Origin of the sequence: Streptomyces avidinii (assembly GCF_014650695.1) — a bacterium.
GTDB classification, from domain to species: Bacteria; Actinomycetota; Actinomycetes; order Streptomycetales; family Streptomycetaceae; genus Streptomyces; species Streptomyces avidinii.
Genome location: NZ_BMVL01000007.1, coordinates 160,348 through 175,542, shown reverse-complemented (window position 1 = coordinate 175,542; position 15,195 = coordinate 160,348). Strand labels below are relative to the sequence as shown.

Genomic DNA, 15,195 nt, shown 5'->3' with positions numbered 1-15,195 from the left:
CTTCGGGCCGCGCGGCGGTTACGTCGGGTCCAGGCCCTTGCCGCGCAGCCACGCCAGGGGGTCGATCGCAGCTCCGCCGCCGGGCCGGACCTCGAAGTGGAGGTGCGGGCCGGTGGAGTTGCCCGAGTTGCCCGAGTAGGCGATCACATCGCCCGCCTTGACCTTGCCGCCGCGGATCTTGGTGGAGCTGAGGTGGCAGTACCAGGTCTCGGTTCCGTCGGGCGCGGTCACTATCGCCATGTTCCCGTAGGCGCTGTTGTACTGGGTGCGCACGGTGCCGTCGGTGGCTGCCATGACCGGGGTCCCGTAGGAGACCGGGAAGTCGATGCCGGTGTGCACCGACATCCACATGCCGCCGGCCTGACCGAAGTTGGCGCTGAGGCCGTGCTGGTTGACCGGGATGGCGAACTTGGGGCGGGCGGCCTCCTTGGCCGCGGCCTCCTCCGCCTTCTTCTTCTTTTCCTCTTCCTGGCGCTCGCGCAGGTCGATGCGCTCCTGCGTGCGGCTCGCGCGGTCCGCGAAGTCGCCCGCGTCGGCGCTGAGCGCGACCAGTTGGGTGTCGAGCTTGGTGTTCGCCGCGACCGGCTTCACCGAGGCCGGGTCGGGCGCGGCCATCGTGGTGGTGTCCTCGGCGGGCCGGTCCGTGCCGGTGAGGCCGCCGACGGAGGCGGCCGCGACGCCCGCGACACCCATCACGCAGGCGGAGGGCACGGCCACGGTCAGCATGGCGGAACGCTTCGCCGGGCTGCGGCGACGGCTGCCGGCGTTGCCGCCCGCCTTGGCGCCGCTGCCCGCTTTCGCGTTGCCGCCCGCCTTGGCGGCGGTCCGGCGCGCGGAACGCGGAGCCGTGGTCACGGGCATGGCCTGAGTGGGGAGGTCGTGGACCTCGTGCAGCGCGTGCACCCCGGGCAGCTCGTCGACTTCCTGCGGCTCGTGCGGCTCGTGCGCCTGGTGCGACTCGTGGGTCGGGTGCGCCTCGTAGGTCTCGTCGACCTGGGGCGTCCCGTCGGAGAGCACCTCGAAGACGGCGGTCTCGCTGTATGTGTCGGCACCGGTTCCGGCCATGGTCCCGGTCCCGTAGGCGTAGCCGACGGAGGTCGCCTCGTATGTGTACTCGTGCTGCGCCGGTGCGGGCGCGGGCTGGTACTCGTACGCGTAGGCCGCCTCGGGCTGGGCCGGGGTCTCGGGGACGGTGTTCCAGGCGGTGGCGTCGTAGGCGCCGGTCTCGGTACCGGTGGTGCCGTAGCCCGGCATCGCCCAGTGGCCGGTCTGCTCGCCGGTGGTGTCGTAGCCGAAGGACGGCTGCTGGTAACCGGTGTAGTCGGCGTAGCCGGACTGGTCCGCGCTCGGCGCGGCCCAGGCGTTCGCGTCCCAGCTCCCGGTGGTGTCCTCGGGGGCGGCCTGGGTCGGGATCGTCGACAGGTAAGGGTCCTGCGAGGTCCATGCCGTGGTGTCGTACGCGCCGGTGTCGTAGGAGCCGTAGGCGGCGTAATTGACCCCCTGGCCCTGCGTTTCGTAGGAAACGTAGGTCGAGTCACCAGCGAAAGCGGTGGTGGAAAGGCCGTCATACCCGGCATCCGGGTACTGGCCCGACGAGGGGCGGTCGTTCACCAACTTCTCTTTCGCCTCGGCAGTGGGGGCCTGGGTGGCCGGGAACTCGAAGTTCACCGGAGGAGAGCAGTGGCGTGACTGTACCCGGCGGTTACTCGCAACGACAATCTTCGCCGGGTCCTCAGATCTCCGGAACCGGGCATTCGGCCGTCTTTCGGTCGCCGAAAGACGCACCCTTGGCCTTGAGTTCGAAATTCGTTCGACTGTCGGTCGCTTTTCGGTCAGGCGACGGAGGCGGTGTCCGCACCCGCGACGGCGGTCGGGCCGGGCCCGTCGAGGGTCCGTCGGACCGCTGCGACGACCGCGGGATGGGCGGCCAGTGCGAGATGTCCGATACCGGTGACCTGCACGTTCTCCACACACAGATCCGGGTGTTCGATCCGCGCCGCGCCGACCGGGGACATCAGCGTGTCGAACTCGCTCCAGAACGCCACGCACCGGGTGGCGCAACCGGGTGCCGGTTCGGCCAGCTCCGCCAGGACCTCGGAGTCCGGGCGTATCTGCCGTATCAGGGGGTGCGCGTCCATGAAGGGGGCGACGAGCGTGCCGGAATGCGGGGTGCCGAGGGTGACGAGGGTGCGGACGCGGGCGTCGCCGCCGAGCCGCTGCACGTAGTACCGGCCGACCAGCCCGCCCAGGCTGTGTCCGACCAGATCCACCCGGTCCTGTCCGGTGCGCTCGCACAGCTCCTCGACGCGCCGGGCGAGTCGGCGGGCGGTGACGCGCAGGTCGAGGGTGAAGGGCGAGTAGTTGTACGCCTCCACGTGCCGGCCTCCCGACCCGAGGGCGCGGCGCAGCATGACGAACACGGACCGGTTGTCGGTGAACCCGTGGAGGAGGAGGGCGGGCGGCCGTGTCGCGGGCGGGCGGGCGGTGACCTTCTCCTGGCACACTCCGGTGGGGTACAGCAGAAGGTGTCCGCCGAACACCATCACCTCGAGCGCGCCGGCCCGCAGCGCGGCGCCGGACAAGGGCACGGACATGGGTATGCACAGCCCCATAGACGGCCTCCCCTGAGCCTTTGAGGGACTCCGGCGGTCGCGCCACCGTGCCGTGCGGCTGTCGGCACGGTGGCGCAATGCCGTCCCACGTGTGATTTCCCCCTCGTGGTTGACCGCGAAACGGCGGCGTGCGCGATGCTGTACTTAACGTTCGTTCACTCGGGAGGCAGTGCGATGGGTGTGACCGGTCCGATCCGTGTGGTGGTGGCCAAGCCGGGTCTCGACGGCCACGACCGCGGGGCCAAGGTGATCGCGCGGGCGCTGCGGGACGCGGGCATGGAGGTCATCTACACCGGCCTCCACCAGACCCCCGAGCAGATCGTGGACACCGCCATTCAGGAGGACGCCGACGCGATCGGCCTCTCGATCCTCTCCGGCGCCCACAACACGCTGTTCGCGCGCGTGCTGGAACTCCTCAAGGAGCGCGACGCGGAGGACATCAAGGTCTTCGGCGGCGGCATCATCCCGGAGGACGACATCGGCCCCCTGAAGGAGAAGGGCGTGGCCGAGATCTTCACCCCGGGCGCGACGACGACCGCCATCGTGGACTGGGTCCGCGGCCACGTCCGGCAGTAGCCGGCCGGCCACCTTGCGTCAACGCAGCCCCGCCGGCGTTTGCTGCGCGGGGTTCGGGGCGGAGCCCCGGGTCCCGCGGGAGCGGGACCCACGGCCTGGCCCCCCGCGGGGGCTAGGCCAGCTCGGCCAGCATCGCCGCGCGGAGCCGGAGCGTGGCCACCAGCCGCTGGAAGGCCTCGGCCCAGTACGCGGCGGCCCCGGGAGCCGCGTCCGGCAGGTCCTGCGCGGCCGCGGTCAGGGCCTCCAGCCGGTCGGCCTCCGCAGGGTCGAGACAGCGCTCGGCCAGTCCCATCACTCCGCTGAAGCTCCACGGGTAGCTGCCAGCGTCCCGGGCCGTGTCGAGTGCGTCCACGACCGCCCGGCCCAGCGCCCCCGCCCACGGGACCACGCACACCCCGAGCAGCTGGAAGGCCTCCGAGAGGCCGTGGGCCCGTATGAACTCCGCGACCCACTGCGCCCGTTCCGCATCCGGCAGGGTCTCCAGCAGCTTGGCCCGCTCCGCGAGCGAAGCCGTGCCCGGACCCGCCGCGGGCGGCGCGGAAGCCGGGCCGAGCAGGGCCCGCGACCAGAGGGCGTCGCGCTGGCGCACTGCCGCCCGGCACCACGCGGCGTGCAGCTCCTCCGTCCAGCCGTCGCCCGTGGCCACCGGCAGCGCCACGATCTCGGCCGGACCGAGCCCGCCGAACCGCTCCCGCCAGCACGACAGCGGTGCCGCCTCCACCAACTGCCCGAGCCACCATGCCCGCTCCCCGCGCCCGGCAGGCGGCCGCTTGACCACCCCGTCGCGGAGCATCCCCGCATCGCACTCGGCCGGCGGCGTCACTCCCTCCGGGCCGACGCAGGCCAGCGCGCGCTCCGCCATCCGCCCCGCCAGTGCCGACGTCGGCAGTGCCGACAGCAACTCGGCGGCCGTGGCGCGGACATTGCGGCTGCGGTCGCCCAGCGCCGCCTCCAGGAAGGGCTCGTCCCCCTCGGACAGTCCCACCCTCAGCGAATCGAGGAACATCAGCCGGTCCTCGGCCCGTTCGGTGGCCCAGGTCGTCGACAGCAGCCGCGGTGCGGCCGCCGCCTCGTGAGCCCGGACCGCCCCGAGCAGGGCGACCCGCTCCGCGAACAGCCCTTCCTGCCACAGCCGTTCCACCCCCACCCGGTCCGTCACCTCCGGCAGTTCCCCGGCGCCCGCCCCGCCGCGCAGGGCGAACCGCCAGTCCGGATTCATCCGGGCCAGCCACAGCCCCCGCGGCCCGGCCAGGGCCAGGGCCTGCTGGCGCAGGTCCGTACGGGCCCGGGCCGCGTCCAGCAGCGCCGGTACGAGTGCGTTCGGCGAGCGGTAGCCGTGCCGTGCGGCCGCGGCCAGCCATTGCGGGAGCAGCTCCGTCAGATCCGGGGCGGTCCCGCGCCGCCCCCCGCCGTTCACCGCTCCGCTGCGGCCGGCCAACAGCTGGGCGAGCCGCCGGCCCGCCGCCTGCGGCGGCGCGGGCCGCGGGTCCCGGGGAGCGGGCGCCGGGCGGGGATGCGCCGCGGCCGGTCGCAGCCCGGCCCGGCGCCGTACGGCGTGCACGGCCGCCGCGTCCAGCAGTGCTTCCGGCGAGCCCGTCGGGCCCCCGCCCCCGCCCCGGCGCCGGTCGGTGCCCAGCAGCGCGGCGGCGACCAGCTCCTCCCACTCCCCGTACCCCTCGTCACCCTTCTCCATCGGGCCCCTCCCTCGTCACTCGTCACTCGTCGCTCGTCGCTCGTCGCTCGTCGCTCGTCACTCGTCGTGCGTTGCGTGCTGTGCTCCGGTCCCGCCCCCTCCACGGGACCGGAGCGGTCGATGTCCCCGTCTGCCTGCGTTCAGCTGGCGTGGTTGTCGTTCATGCAAGCCCCCCGGCTCGTTGTTGTTCGGTGGAGCGGCGCCCCCCGGCGCCGTACATCTCCTCGCCGCCCCGAAAGACGGCACAGGACCCCCCAGGCCCCCTGCGATGTGGTGTTTGTTTCCTGGTCCCGGTCAGGCCAGGGCGACGGGCTCGGTCGAGTCCGGCTGCCAGGCCGTCAACGGGGTGAAGCCGCGGTGGCCGCATTCGCCGAACACCGTCACCGGGCCCCCGCCCGACAACGCCGCCAGCTGCCACAGGCCCCCGCGTGAGCGGCTGCCGCCCCCGGTGAGGGGCACCGGCAGGGCGGAGGTGCCCTCCGCGTCCGCCAGCTGCCAGCCGAGCTCTCCCGGTATCGGGACCACCGGACCGAGCACCACCGGCCAGGACTCCAGCCACGGGTCCTCCCGCAGTGCCGCCCCGTACGCCTCCAGCGCCGCCCCCGTACTCACCCCGGCCGGCACCTCCCCGCACGGCACGGCCGCCGCGAACCTCTCACCGAGGTCCGCCCGCAGCCCCGCAGACCCGGGCCGGAAGCACATTTCCGCCTCCAGCACCAGCCCCACGGGCATCGCCAGGCCCGGTGGCCGCCCGGGCGGGCCGAAGTCCAGCACCAGAGCGGGCCGCCCGCCCTCCAGCCCGCGCAGCCATATCCGGCGGGTGGTGAGCCGGCCGTCCGGCGACACCGTGTCGTACTGGGCGAGCACCAGCCAGCGGTCCCGTACGGCCTCCCCCTCCTCGGAGGCCGGCAGTCCCACGCGGCTGCGCACCGTCGCCGCCAGTCCTTCCGGCAGCCCGGCCACCCCCCACCACGCCCGGTCGAGCAGGTGCAGCAGCGCCGCCTCCTCCAGCATCCGGGCGGGCCAGCCGGGGCCGCAACTGGGTATCGTGCCCAACTCCCTTACGCGACCGGCCAGTCCGGGTGCCTGCGCGTCTACCATGCGGGCCGCAGTCTCCTCCCACCCCGCGTATCCCGCCTGCTCCTGGCCCGCGAGTCCGCCGCGCAGCAGATCGGCCAGTCGCTGCTCCAGCTCGGTGACGCCCGCGTCGATCCGGGCCGCCCGCCGCTCGGCCCGCCGCCGGGCCCCCTCCTCGTCGACCGGGGCGGCCCTCCCGCCCGCCGGCCGCGCGACCTTGGCCGCCCGGTCCGCCAGCCACTGCGCGGCCCAATCCGGTGCCTCGGCCGGCTCGCCGGCCCCTTCCGCCGACCAGAGGAGCAGCAGTCCGAGGGCGTGCTTGCAGGGGAACTTCCGGCTCGGACAGGAGCACTTGTAGGCCGGGCCCGTCAGGTCCACGACCGTGCGGTACGGCTTGCTTCCGCTGCCCTTGCACAACCCCCACACAGAACCGGAAGCGGAACCTCCGATCTGCAACCACGGCCCTGCGCCGCCGAGTCTGCCACCCGCCTTGCGTGAGGCATCGTCAGGAGCCAGATCCAATACCTGTTCCGCTGTCCAGCGGTCCCCCTGATCAGTCATGGGAACCACCGTAGAGACCGCCACTGACAATTGCTCTGACCTGCAACGATGTTATCAGCAGGGGCCGTTGTCAGTGGCGTGGTGCACCTTGGATGCAGCAGTCGGAAGCGGCTGCCGAGCATTGGAGGGGGACCATGACCATGCCCGAGACCGAGCAGCGAGCAGAAGCTCTGCGGCCGCACGCCGAAGACGCCTTCGCACACGAACTGAAAGCCCTGGCGGCCGCCGACGACCGGCCCCGCCCGACCCGCTGGAAGCTCTCCCCGTGGGCCGTCGCCACCTACCTGCTCGGCGGCACGCTCGACGACGGAACGGTGATCACGCCCAAGTACGTGGGACCGCGCCGCATCGTCGAAGTCGCCGTCACCACCCTGGCCACCGACCGCGCCCTGCTCCTGCTCGGCGTCCCCGGCACCGCCAAGACCTGGGTGTCCGAACACCTCGCGGCCGCCGTCAGCGGAGACTCCACCCTCCTCGTGCAAGGCACCGCCGGCACCCCCGAGGAAGCCATCCGGTACGGCTGGAACTACGCCCGGCTCCTCGCCCACGGCCCCAGCCGCGAGGCGCTCGTCCCCAGCCCCGTCATGCGGGCCATGGCCGACGGCATGACCGCCCGCGTCGAGGAGCTCACCCGCATCCCCGCCGACGTCCAGGACACCCTCATCACCGTCCTGTCCGAGAAGACCCTGCCCATACCGGAACTGGGCGACGAGGTGCAGGCCGTGCGCGGCTTCAACCTCATCGCCACCGCCAACGACCGCGACCGCGGGGTCAACGAGCTCTCCAGCGCGCTGCGCCGCCGCTTCAACACCGTGGTGCTGCCGCTGCCCGCCACCGCCGACGCCGAGGTCGACATCGTCGCCCGCCGCGTCGACCAGATGGGCCGCGCCCTCGACCTGCCGGCCGCGCCCGAGGGCCTGGAGGAGATCCGCCGGGTCGTCACCGTCTTCCGCGAGCTGCGCGACGGGGTCACCGGCGACGGCCGTACGAAGGTGAAGTCGCCCAGCGGCACCCTGTCCACGGCCGAGGCCATCTCCGTCGTCACCGGCGGCCTGGCCCTGGCCGCCCACTTCGGGGACGGCGTCCTGCGCCCCTCCGACGTGGCCGCCGGCATCCTCGGCGCCGTGGTCCGCGACCCGGCGGCCGACAAGGTCGTCTGGCAGGAGTACCTGGAGGCCGTGGTCCGCGAGCGCGACGGCTGGAAGGACTTCTACCGGGCCTGCCGGGAGGTGACCGTATGAGCCCGGCCACCGCACGGGCCGGAGGACCGCTGCTGCTGGGCGTACGGCACCACGGGCCCGGCTCCGCCCGCGCCGTCCGGGCGGCCCTGGACGCGGCCCGGCCCGGGGCGGTGCTGATCGAGGGCCCGCCCGAGGGGGACGCGCTGCTGCCGCTCGCCGCCGACCCCGGCATGCAGCCGCCCGTGGCGCTCCTCGCACACGCGGCGGACGATCCGGGCCGGGCCGCGTTCTGGCCGCTGGCCGGGTTCTCGCCCGAGTGGGTCGCCATCCGCTGGGCCCAGGAGCACGAGGTCCCGGTCCGGTTCATCGACCTGCCGGCGGCGCACTCGCTCGCCGCCGAGGGGGACCGGCCGGAGGGGGACCGGCCGGAAGGGGGCGAGCCCGACGCCGTCCGGCTCGACCCGCTCGCCGTACTGGCCGGGACCGCCGGGTACGACGACCCCGAGGGCTGGTGGGAGGACGTGGTCGAGCACCGCGGAGCCCGGGGCGACGGACAGGACGTGCTCGGCGCCTTCGAGGCGCTCGGGGACGCCATGGGAGCCCTGCGCGAGGCGTACGGCGACGGCGGCCACCACCGCGACCTGGTGCGCGAGGCGTACATGAGGCAGCGGATGCGCGCCGCCCGCCGGGAGTTCGGCGACGCCTATGCCGTGGTGTGCGGCGCCTGGCACGTCCCGGCGCTGCGGGCCAGGACCACCGTGGCCGCGGACAGGGCGCTGCTGAGCGGCCTGCCCAAGGTCAAGGTCGAGACCACCTGGGTGCCCTGGACGCACCGCAGGCTCGCCCGGGCCGGCGGGTACGGCGCGGGCATCACCTCGCCCGGCTGGTACGCCCACCTCTTCACCGCACGGGACCGGCCCGTCGAGCGGTGGCTGACCAAGGTCGCCGGACTGCTGCGGGAGGAGGACCTTCAGGTCTCCTCGGCCCACGTCATCGAGGCGGTCCGGCTGGCCGAGACCCTCGCCGCGATGCGAGGAAGGCCACTGCCCGGCCTGATCGAGACCCTGGAAGCGGTCCGGGCGGTGATGTGCGACGGCTCCGACATCCCGCTCGCACTGGTCGAGGACCGCCTCGTCGTCGGCGACGTGCTCGGCGAGGTCCCGGACGGGGCACCGGTCGTACCCCTCCAGCGGGACCTGACACGTCAACAGCGGACGCTGCGGCTCAAGGCCGAGGCCGAGGACCGCGAGTTGGAACTCGACCTGCGCAAGGACACCGACACGGCGAAGTCCCTGCTGCTGCACCGGCTGCGGCTGCTCGGCATCGGCTGGGGCACCCCGGTCGCCTCCCGGTCCGGCACCGGGACCTTCCGGGAGACCTGGCGGCTGCGCTGGGAGCCGGAGCTGTCGGTGCGCATCGCCGAGGCCGGCATATGGGGGACCACCGTCCTCGGGGCGGCCACCGCCAAGGCCGAGGCCGACGCCGCCGCGGCCGAGGAGCTCGGCGAGGTGACGGCGCTGGCCGAGCAGTGCCTGCTGGCCGGCCTGGCGCAGGCGCTGCCCGCCGTACTGCGGGCCCTGGCAGACCGGGCCGCGCTGGACACGGACGTGGCGAAGCTCGCCGAGGCCCTGCCGGCGCTGGCCCGCTCGCTGCGGTACGGGGACGTGCGCGGCACCGACGCGACGGCGCTCGGCGTCGTGGCGGCCGGGCTCGCCGAGCGGATATGCGTGGCGCTGCCGTCGGCCTGCACGGCCGGACTGGACGCCGACGCGGCGGCGGAGATGCGCACCCACGTGGACGGCGTGCACGGGGCCGTCGGCCTGCTGGCGGACACGGACGAGGGACTGCGCGAGCGCTGGTCGGCGGTGCTCGCGGTGCTGGCGGACCGGGACACCGTGCCCGGCCTGATCCGCGGCCGGGCGGCCCGGCTGCTCCTCGACGACGGGCGGCAGCCGGCCGAGGAGACGGCCCGGCTGATGGGGCTCGCCCTGTCCCCGGCCTCCTCCCCGGCCGATGCTGCGGGCTGGATCGAGGGCTTCGCGGGCGGGAGTTCGGGCGGGGGCACGCTGCTGGTCCACGACGACCGGCTGCTGGGCCTGATCGACACCTGGCTGGTGGGGGTGCCGGAGCGCGCGTTCACCGACGTACTGCCGCTGCTGCGGAGGACGTTCGGGGCGTACGAGCCGGGCGTGAAGCGGACCCTGGGCGAGCTGGTCCGGCGCGGCCCGGGCGGGTCCGCTGCCGCGGTGACGACGGGCGCGGCCCCCGAGGGCTTCGCCCCGGATCTGGACCCGGTCCGGGCGGAGGCCGTGGTGGAGCTGGTCCGCATGCTGCTGTCGGCTCCGGACCGGGTCTCGGCGGCCTGAGCGGGCGGGCGGCCCCGGGAGGGTGCGGCGCCGCTGCCGGGGCTCCGCCCCGGACCCCGCGCCTGCGGGGCCGAAAGAGTGACGCGTACGTCTGCGGGGACGGATGCGGTGGATACGACTGGTGCAGGGGGACGGGAACGTGAACGGTACGGACGCGAGCGCGGGAGAGCAGGACATCGCGGGCCCCGCCGGAGCCGAGCGGCTGCGGCGGTGGCGGATGGTGCTCGGCGGGGGCGAGGCCGACGGCACCGGCTGCGCGCTGACCGGGCGGGACGCGGCGATGGACGCGGCGCTCGGCGCGCTGTACGGCGGGGGCGGTGAGGCAGGGTCGCGCCGGACGTCGGGGGCCCGGTCGGCCGGCCTCGGGGGCTCCGCGCCGAACGTGGCCCGCTGGCTCGGGGACATCCGTACGTACTTCCCGAGCTCCGTGGTCCAGGTCATGCAGCGCGACGCGATCGAGCGGCTCGGCCTGGCCGCCCTGCTGCTGGAGCCGGAGATGCTGGAGGCCGTCGAACCCGACGTGCACCTCGTCGGCACCCTGCTCTCCCTCAACAAGGCGATGCCCGAGACGACGAAGGAGACGGCGCGGGCCGTGGTGCGCAAGGTGGTGGAGCAGTTGGAGAAGCGGCTCGCGACCCGCACCCGGGCCACCCTCGCCGGCGCCCTCGACCGCTCCGCCCGGATCAACCGTCCCCGCCACCACGACATCGACTGGGATCGCACCATTCGGGCCAACCTCAAGAACTACCTGCCCGAGTACCGCACCGTCGTCCCGGAGCGCCTCATCGGTTACGGCCGGGCGGCGCAATCGGTGAAGAAAGAGGTGATCCTCTGCATCGACCAGTCGGGTTCGATGGCGGCCTCCGTCGTCTACGCCTCCGTCTTCGGCGCGGTCCTCGCCTCCATGCGCTCGATCGCCACCCGTCTGGTCGTCTTCGACACCGCGGTCGTCGATCTGACCGACCAGCTCGACGACCCGGTCGACGTCCTCTTCGGCACCCAATTGGGCGGCGGCACCGACATCAACCGCGCCCTCGCCTACTGCCAGTCGAAGATCACCCGGCCCGCGGACACCGTCGTCGTCCTGATCAGTGACCTGTACGAGGGCGGCATCCGCAACGAGATGCTCAAGCGGGTCGCCGCGATGAAGGGGGCGGGCGTCGAGTTCGTGACCCTGCTCGCCCTGTCCGACGAGGGCGCCCCGGCCTACGACCGCGAGCACGCCGCGGCCCTTGCGGCGCTCGGGGCGCCGGCCTTCGCCTGTACCCCCGACCTGTTCCCGGAGGTGATGGCCGCGGCGCTGGAGAAGCGCCCCTTGCCGACCCCCTGACGGCAGCGCTCCGGTTCTTTGCTGTGAATCGGTGAATCACACGAACTTCCAGTTCAACCGTGAGGCGATCTGTGACAGGTATCACCGCTCAGGTGTGATCTGCGATTTAGGGTCCCACGTCCCTCGGGGATAACCTGCGGGACGGACATGCCGCGTCCACGGTCACCGTGTGCGCCTTCCTTGTGACAGCGCCGTCACGTTGCCCTCCGCGGCACGCCCACGCAGATAGCAGACAACCGCGAATCACTGCGAATCTTTAAAAAGACAAGGGACGGACGCGCGTGGACCTGTTCGAGTACCAGGCGAGGGACCTCTTCGCCAAGCACGGTGTACCGGTGCTGGCCGGTGAAGTCATCGACACGCCTGAGGCGGCTCGCGAGGCCACCGAGCGGCTGGGCGGCAAGTCGGTCGTCAAGGCGCAGGTGAAGGTCGGCGGCCGCGGCAAGGCCGGCGGCGTGAAGCTGGCCGCCACCCCGGACGAGGCCGTTGCCCGGGCGACGGACATCCTCGGCATGGACATCAAGGGCCACACGGTCCACAAGGTGATGATCGCCGAGACGGCTCCGGAGATCCTCGAGGAGTACTACGTCTCGTACCTCCTCGACCGGACCAACCGCACCTTCCTCGCCATGGCGTCCGTCGCGGGCGGCATGGACATCGAGCAGGTCGCCGAGGAGACCCCGGAGAAGCTCGCCAAGGTCCCGGTGAACGCCAACGAGGGCGTGACCATCGAGAAGGCCCGCGAGATCGTCGCGCTGGCGCAGTTCCCGGCCGAGGTCGCCGAGAAGGTCGCCGAGGTCCTCGTGACCCTGTGGGCGACCTTCATCGCCGAGGACGCGCTCCTCGTCGAGGTCAACCCGCTCGCGAAGGTCGCCAACGGCGACGTCATCGCGCTCGACGGCAAGGTCTCGCTCGACGAGAACGCCGAGTTCCGCCAGCCGGGTCACGAGGAGTTCGTGGACCACGCGGCCGCGAACCCGCTCGAGGCCGCCGCCAAGGCGAAGAACCTCAACTACGTCAAGCTCGACGGTGAGGTCGGCATCATCGGCAACGGCGCGGGTCTCGTCATGAGCACCCTCGACGTCGTCGCCTACGCCGGCGAGAACCACGGCGGCGTCAAGCCCGCCAACTTCCTGGACATCGGCGGTGGCGCCTCCGCCGCCGTCATGGCCAACGGTCTCGAGATCATCCTCGGCGACCCGGACGTCAAGTCCGTCTTCGTCAACGTCTTCGGCGGTATCACCGCGTGCGACGAGGTCGCCAACGGCATCGTCCAGGCGCTGCAGCTGCTCGCGGACAGGGGCGAGGCGGTCACCAAGCCGCTGGTCGTCCGTCTCGACGGCAACAACGCCGAGCTGGGTCGCAAGATCCTCTCGGACGCCAACCACCCGCTGGTCCAGCGCGTGGACACCATGGACGGCGCGGCCGACAAGGCCGCCGAGCTCGCGGCTGCGAAGTAAGGGCAGAGGTCACAGACTCACATGGCTATCTTCCTCAACAAGGACAGCAAGGTCATCGTCCAGGGCATGACCGGTGCCACGGGCATGAAGCACACCAAGCTGATGCTGGCTGACGGCACCAACATCGTCGGCGGCGTGAACCCGCGCAAGGCCGGCACCACCGTCGACTTCGAGGGCACCGAGGTCCCGGTCTTCGGCTCCGTCGCCGAGGCGATGGAGAAGACGGGCGCCAACGTCTCCGTCCTCTTCGTCCCGCCGGCCTTCGCCAAGGCCGCCGTCGTCGAGGCGATCGACGCCGAGATCCCGCTGGCCGTCGTCATCACCGAGGGCATCGCGGTGCACGACTCCGCCGCCTTCTGGGCGTACGCGACCGCCAAGGGCAACAAGACCCGGATCATCGGCCCGAACTGCCCGGGTCTGATCACCCCCGGCCAGTCCAACGCCGGCATCATCCCGGGCGACATCACCAAGCCCGGCAAGATCGGTCTCGTGTCCAAGTCGGGCACGCTGACCTACCAGATGATGTACGAGCTCCGTGACATCGGCTTCACCTCCGCCGTCGGCATCGGTGGCGACCCGGTCATCGGCACCACGCACATCGACGCCCTGGAGGCCTTCGAGGCCGACCCGGACACCGAGCTCATCGTCATGATCGGCGAGATCGGCGGCGACGCCGAGGAGCGTGCGGCGGACTTCATCGCGAAGAACGTCACCAAGCCGGTCGTCGGCTACGTCGCGGGCTTCACCGCCCCCGAGGGCAAGACCATGGGCCACGCCGGCGCCATCGTCTCCGGCTCCTCCGGTACCGCGCAGGCCAAGAAGGAGGCCCTCGAGGCCGCCGGTGTGAAGGTCGGCAAGACCCCCACCGAGACCGCGAAGCTGGCGCGCGAGATCCTCAACGCCAAGTAAGCGCGACGCTGCACGGGCGTGGCCCGCACCCCTCGGGGTGCGGGCCACGCCCGTTCTCATTCACCCTTCGGGGCGATCCGCGCCGGTCCGGCCTCCGGGTCGGCGAGCAGCTTGTCGTGGAGCTGTCTGCTGTGCTCGGTGAGCTGCTGGGGGCCGGCGAGCGGGGGCACGCCGGAGACGCTCTCGCCGGGCGCCAGCGGGGGCTCGTAGTGGGTGGGCGCGGTCATGACCGTGTAGGCGGTCGAGACGGCGATCATCGCCGTCAGGCTGAGGGTCGCGCGGGTCCACATCCGGGTGCGCCGTTCCCCGCCGCCGCGGACGGCCGCGGCCGGGCGCGGGTCGAGGTCGACGGCCGGTCGCAGCGCGGTGAACAGGTCCCGCAGGAGTGCGGACTGCTTCTCGGGCGGTACCTCGGCCAGTTCGGGGATCCGCTCGGTGAGGTCGGCGTGCGCGTGCACGAGCCGGTTCCCGGCGGTGGGGGTGGTGGCCTCGGTCTCGGCGGCGGTGTCGGGAAGGTCGAGGCCGACGCCGTCGTAGAGCAGGACGGTACGGCGGTGGACGGGGGGCAGCGAGAGCAGCGCGTCGAGGAGGACCCGGTCCGCGGGCTCGGCGGGGGGCTTGTCGGGGTGGCGGTGGGCACGCCGGAACCGGTGCCAGGGGGAGAGCGCGTACTCGTACACGATCGCCCGCACCCAGCCCACCGGGTCGGGGTCGGTGGCCACCTCCGGCCACCGTGCCCACGCCTGGGTGAAAGCTTTCTCCACCGCCTCCAGGGCGAGGGCCCCGCGGCCGGTGAGCAGGTAGGCCTGCCGGGCGAGGTCGCGTGCGGCGCAGGCGTAGAGGGCGTCGAAGGCCTCGGCCGGGCCGTGTGCCGGGACCACCGGGGGCTGTTCGACGGGCTCGACGGGCTCGGGGGGTTCGGGGGGCTCGCCGGTCGTGGCGGCGGGCTCGCCGGTCACGGCGGCGGTGGCCCCGACGGCCGCGGGTTCGGCCGGTGCGTGAGAGGCGGGTGGGTCGGCGGCAGGGTCCTCCGCCGCCCGTGCGGGCTTGGCCTCCCCGGGCTCGCCGGTGGGTGCTGCGGCTTCCGTGGGGTCCGCGAGACGGGCCAGGAACTGCGTGTACGCCTCGCGCTTGCGCCCGCGGGGGGCCGTGCGGCCCGATTCCCAGGAGCGGACGGTCGCCGCGGTGACGCCCACCGCCGCGGCGACCTCTTCGTGTGTCAGTTCCGCCGCCTCGCGCAGTCTGCGGCGCTCCTTCGGGGCGGGCAGGCTCAGCTTCGAGTCCGCTGAGGAGGCCGTCTCGACGCTTCGTGTCATGCCACACTCCCCGCGAACCGACAGCCCTGGGCGAAAAAGTACATAAACGTATATTGAGCGACACCACGGGCATTCGCCTGTTACCCGCCCATAGCGCGTGTCGTTGGCACCATG

At 73.0% G+C, this 15,195-nt stretch carries 11 protein-coding genes; 6 read left to right on the top strand and 5 right to left on the bottom strand.

Annotation, left to right across the window (positions count from 1 at the left end; all coding sequences use genetic code 11):
* Positions 1-18: 18 nt before the first annotated feature.
* Together IE257_RS19895 and IE257_RS19890 are read right to left on the bottom strand one after the other, a co-directional pair.
* The gene (locus tag IE257_RS19895; protein ID WP_372453143.1) at positions 19-1,668 is read right to left on the bottom strand and encodes a M23 family metallopeptidase; all 1,650 of its coding nucleotides are present in this window, start codon (positions 1,666-1,668) and stop codon (positions 19-21) included.
* 164 nt (positions 1,669-1,832) lie between these two features.
* A complete protein-coding gene (locus tag IE257_RS19890) occupies positions 1,833-2,594 on the bottom strand; it encodes an esterase/lipase family protein (protein ID WP_308279490.1) in 762 nt (253 codons plus the stop codon).
* A gap of 192 nt (positions 2,595-2,786) precedes the next feature.
* Between IE257_RS19890 and icmB the strand changes: the two genes are divergently transcribed.
* The gene (icmB, locus tag IE257_RS19885; RefSeq protein ID WP_189970495.1) at positions 2,787-3,188 is read left to right on the top strand and encodes a coenzyme B12-dependent isobutyryl CoA mutase small subunit; all 402 of its coding nucleotides are present in this window, start codon (positions 2,787-2,789) and stop codon (positions 3,186-3,188) included.
* Between the two features lie 112 nt (positions 3,189-3,300).
* Here icmB and IE257_RS19880 read toward each other — a convergent pair whose 3' ends face one another.
* Positions 3,301-4,881, bottom strand: coding sequence for a DUF5691 domain-containing protein (locus IE257_RS19880; RefSeq protein WP_189970493.1), 1,581 nt, complete (start codon positions 4,879-4,881; stop codon positions 3,301-3,303).
* A gap of 294 nt (positions 4,882-5,175) precedes the next feature.
* Complete coding sequence (locus IE257_RS19875) at positions 5,176-6,519, bottom strand: SWIM zinc finger family protein (RefSeq protein WP_189970491.1); 1,344 nt, start codon at positions 6,517-6,519, stop codon at positions 5,176-5,178.
* Between the two features lie 134 nt (positions 6,520-6,653).
* On the opposite strand from IE257_RS19875, the gene IE257_RS19870 reads away from it, so the two are divergent.
* The 5 genes from IE257_RS19870 to sucD all read left to right on the top strand — a co-directional run bounded on the left by IE257_RS19870 (position 6,654) and on the right by sucD (position 13,765).
* A complete protein-coding gene (locus IE257_RS19870) occupies positions 6,654-7,760 on the top strand; it encodes an ATP-binding protein (RefSeq protein WP_189970489.1) in 1,107 nt (368 codons plus the stop codon).
* Positions 7,757-10,066: a DUF5682 family protein gene (locus IE257_RS19865; protein WP_189970487.1), complete on the top strand. Its 2,310-nt coding sequence runs from the start codon at positions 7,757-7,759 to the stop codon at positions 10,064-10,066. The genes IE257_RS19870 and IE257_RS19865 overlap by 4 nt, the downstream gene beginning before the upstream one ends.
* A 217-nt stretch (positions 10,067-10,283) precedes the next feature.
* A complete protein-coding gene (locus tag IE257_RS19860) occupies positions 10,284-11,396 on the top strand; it encodes a VWA domain-containing protein (RefSeq protein ID WP_229920559.1) in 1,113 nt (370 codons plus the stop codon).
* Positions 11,397-11,677: 281 nt separating this feature from the next.
* Positions 11,678-12,856, top strand: a complete 1,179-nt coding sequence (gene sucC, locus IE257_RS19855; RefSeq protein ID WP_189970484.1) for an ADP-forming succinate--CoA ligase subunit beta — start codon at positions 11,678-11,680, stop codon at positions 12,854-12,856.
* Between the two features lie 21 nt (positions 12,857-12,877).
* Positions 12,878-13,765: a succinate--CoA ligase subunit alpha gene (gene sucD / locus IE257_RS19850; protein ID WP_189970482.1), complete on the top strand. Its 888-nt coding sequence runs from the start codon at positions 12,878-12,880 to the stop codon at positions 13,763-13,765.
* Positions 13,766-13,821: 56 nt separating this feature from the next.
* Here sucD and IE257_RS19845 read toward each other — a convergent pair whose 3' ends face one another.
* Positions 13,822-15,081, bottom strand: coding sequence for a helix-turn-helix domain-containing protein (locus IE257_RS19845; protein WP_189970480.1), 1,260 nt, complete (start codon positions 15,079-15,081; stop codon positions 13,822-13,824).
* Between the last annotated feature and the right edge of the window lie 114 nt (positions 15,082-15,195).

What these genes read in the sequence shown, in the direction of transcription:
- IE257_RS19890 (WP_308279490.1), bottom strand. Translation starts at nt 2,594, where the DNA reads ATGTCCGTGCCCTTGTCCGGCGCCGCGCTGCGGGCCGGCGCGCTCGAG.
- icmB (WP_189970495.1), top strand. Translation starts at nt 2,787, where the DNA reads ATGGGTGTGACCGGTCCGATCCGTGTGGTGGTGGCCAAGCCGGGTCTC.
- IE257_RS19880 (WP_189970493.1), bottom strand. Translation starts at nt 4,881, where the DNA reads ATGGAGAAGGGTGACGAGGGGTACGGGGAGTGGGAGGAGCTGGTCGCC.
- IE257_RS19875 (WP_189970491.1), bottom strand. Translation starts at nt 6,519, where the DNA reads ATGACTGATCAGGGGGACCGCTGGACAGCGGAACAGGTATTGGATCTG.
- IE257_RS19870 (WP_189970489.1), top strand. Translation starts at nt 6,654, where the DNA reads ATGACCATGCCCGAGACCGAGCAGCGAGCAGAAGCTCTGCGGCCGCAC.
- IE257_RS19865 (WP_189970487.1), top strand. Translation starts at nt 7,757, where the DNA reads ATGAGCCCGGCCACCGCACGGGCCGGAGGACCGCTGCTGCTGGGCGTA.
- IE257_RS19860 (WP_229920559.1), top strand. Translation starts at nt 10,284, where the DNA reads ATGGTGCTCGGCGGGGGCGAGGCCGACGGCACCGGCTGCGCGCTGACC.
- sucD (WP_189970482.1), top strand. Translation starts at nt 12,878, where the DNA reads ATGGCTATCTTCCTCAACAAGGACAGCAAGGTCATCGTCCAGGGCATG.
- IE257_RS19845 (WP_189970480.1), bottom strand. Translation starts at nt 15,081, where the DNA reads ATGACACGAAGCGTCGAGACGGCCTCCTCAGCGGACTCGAAGCTGAGC.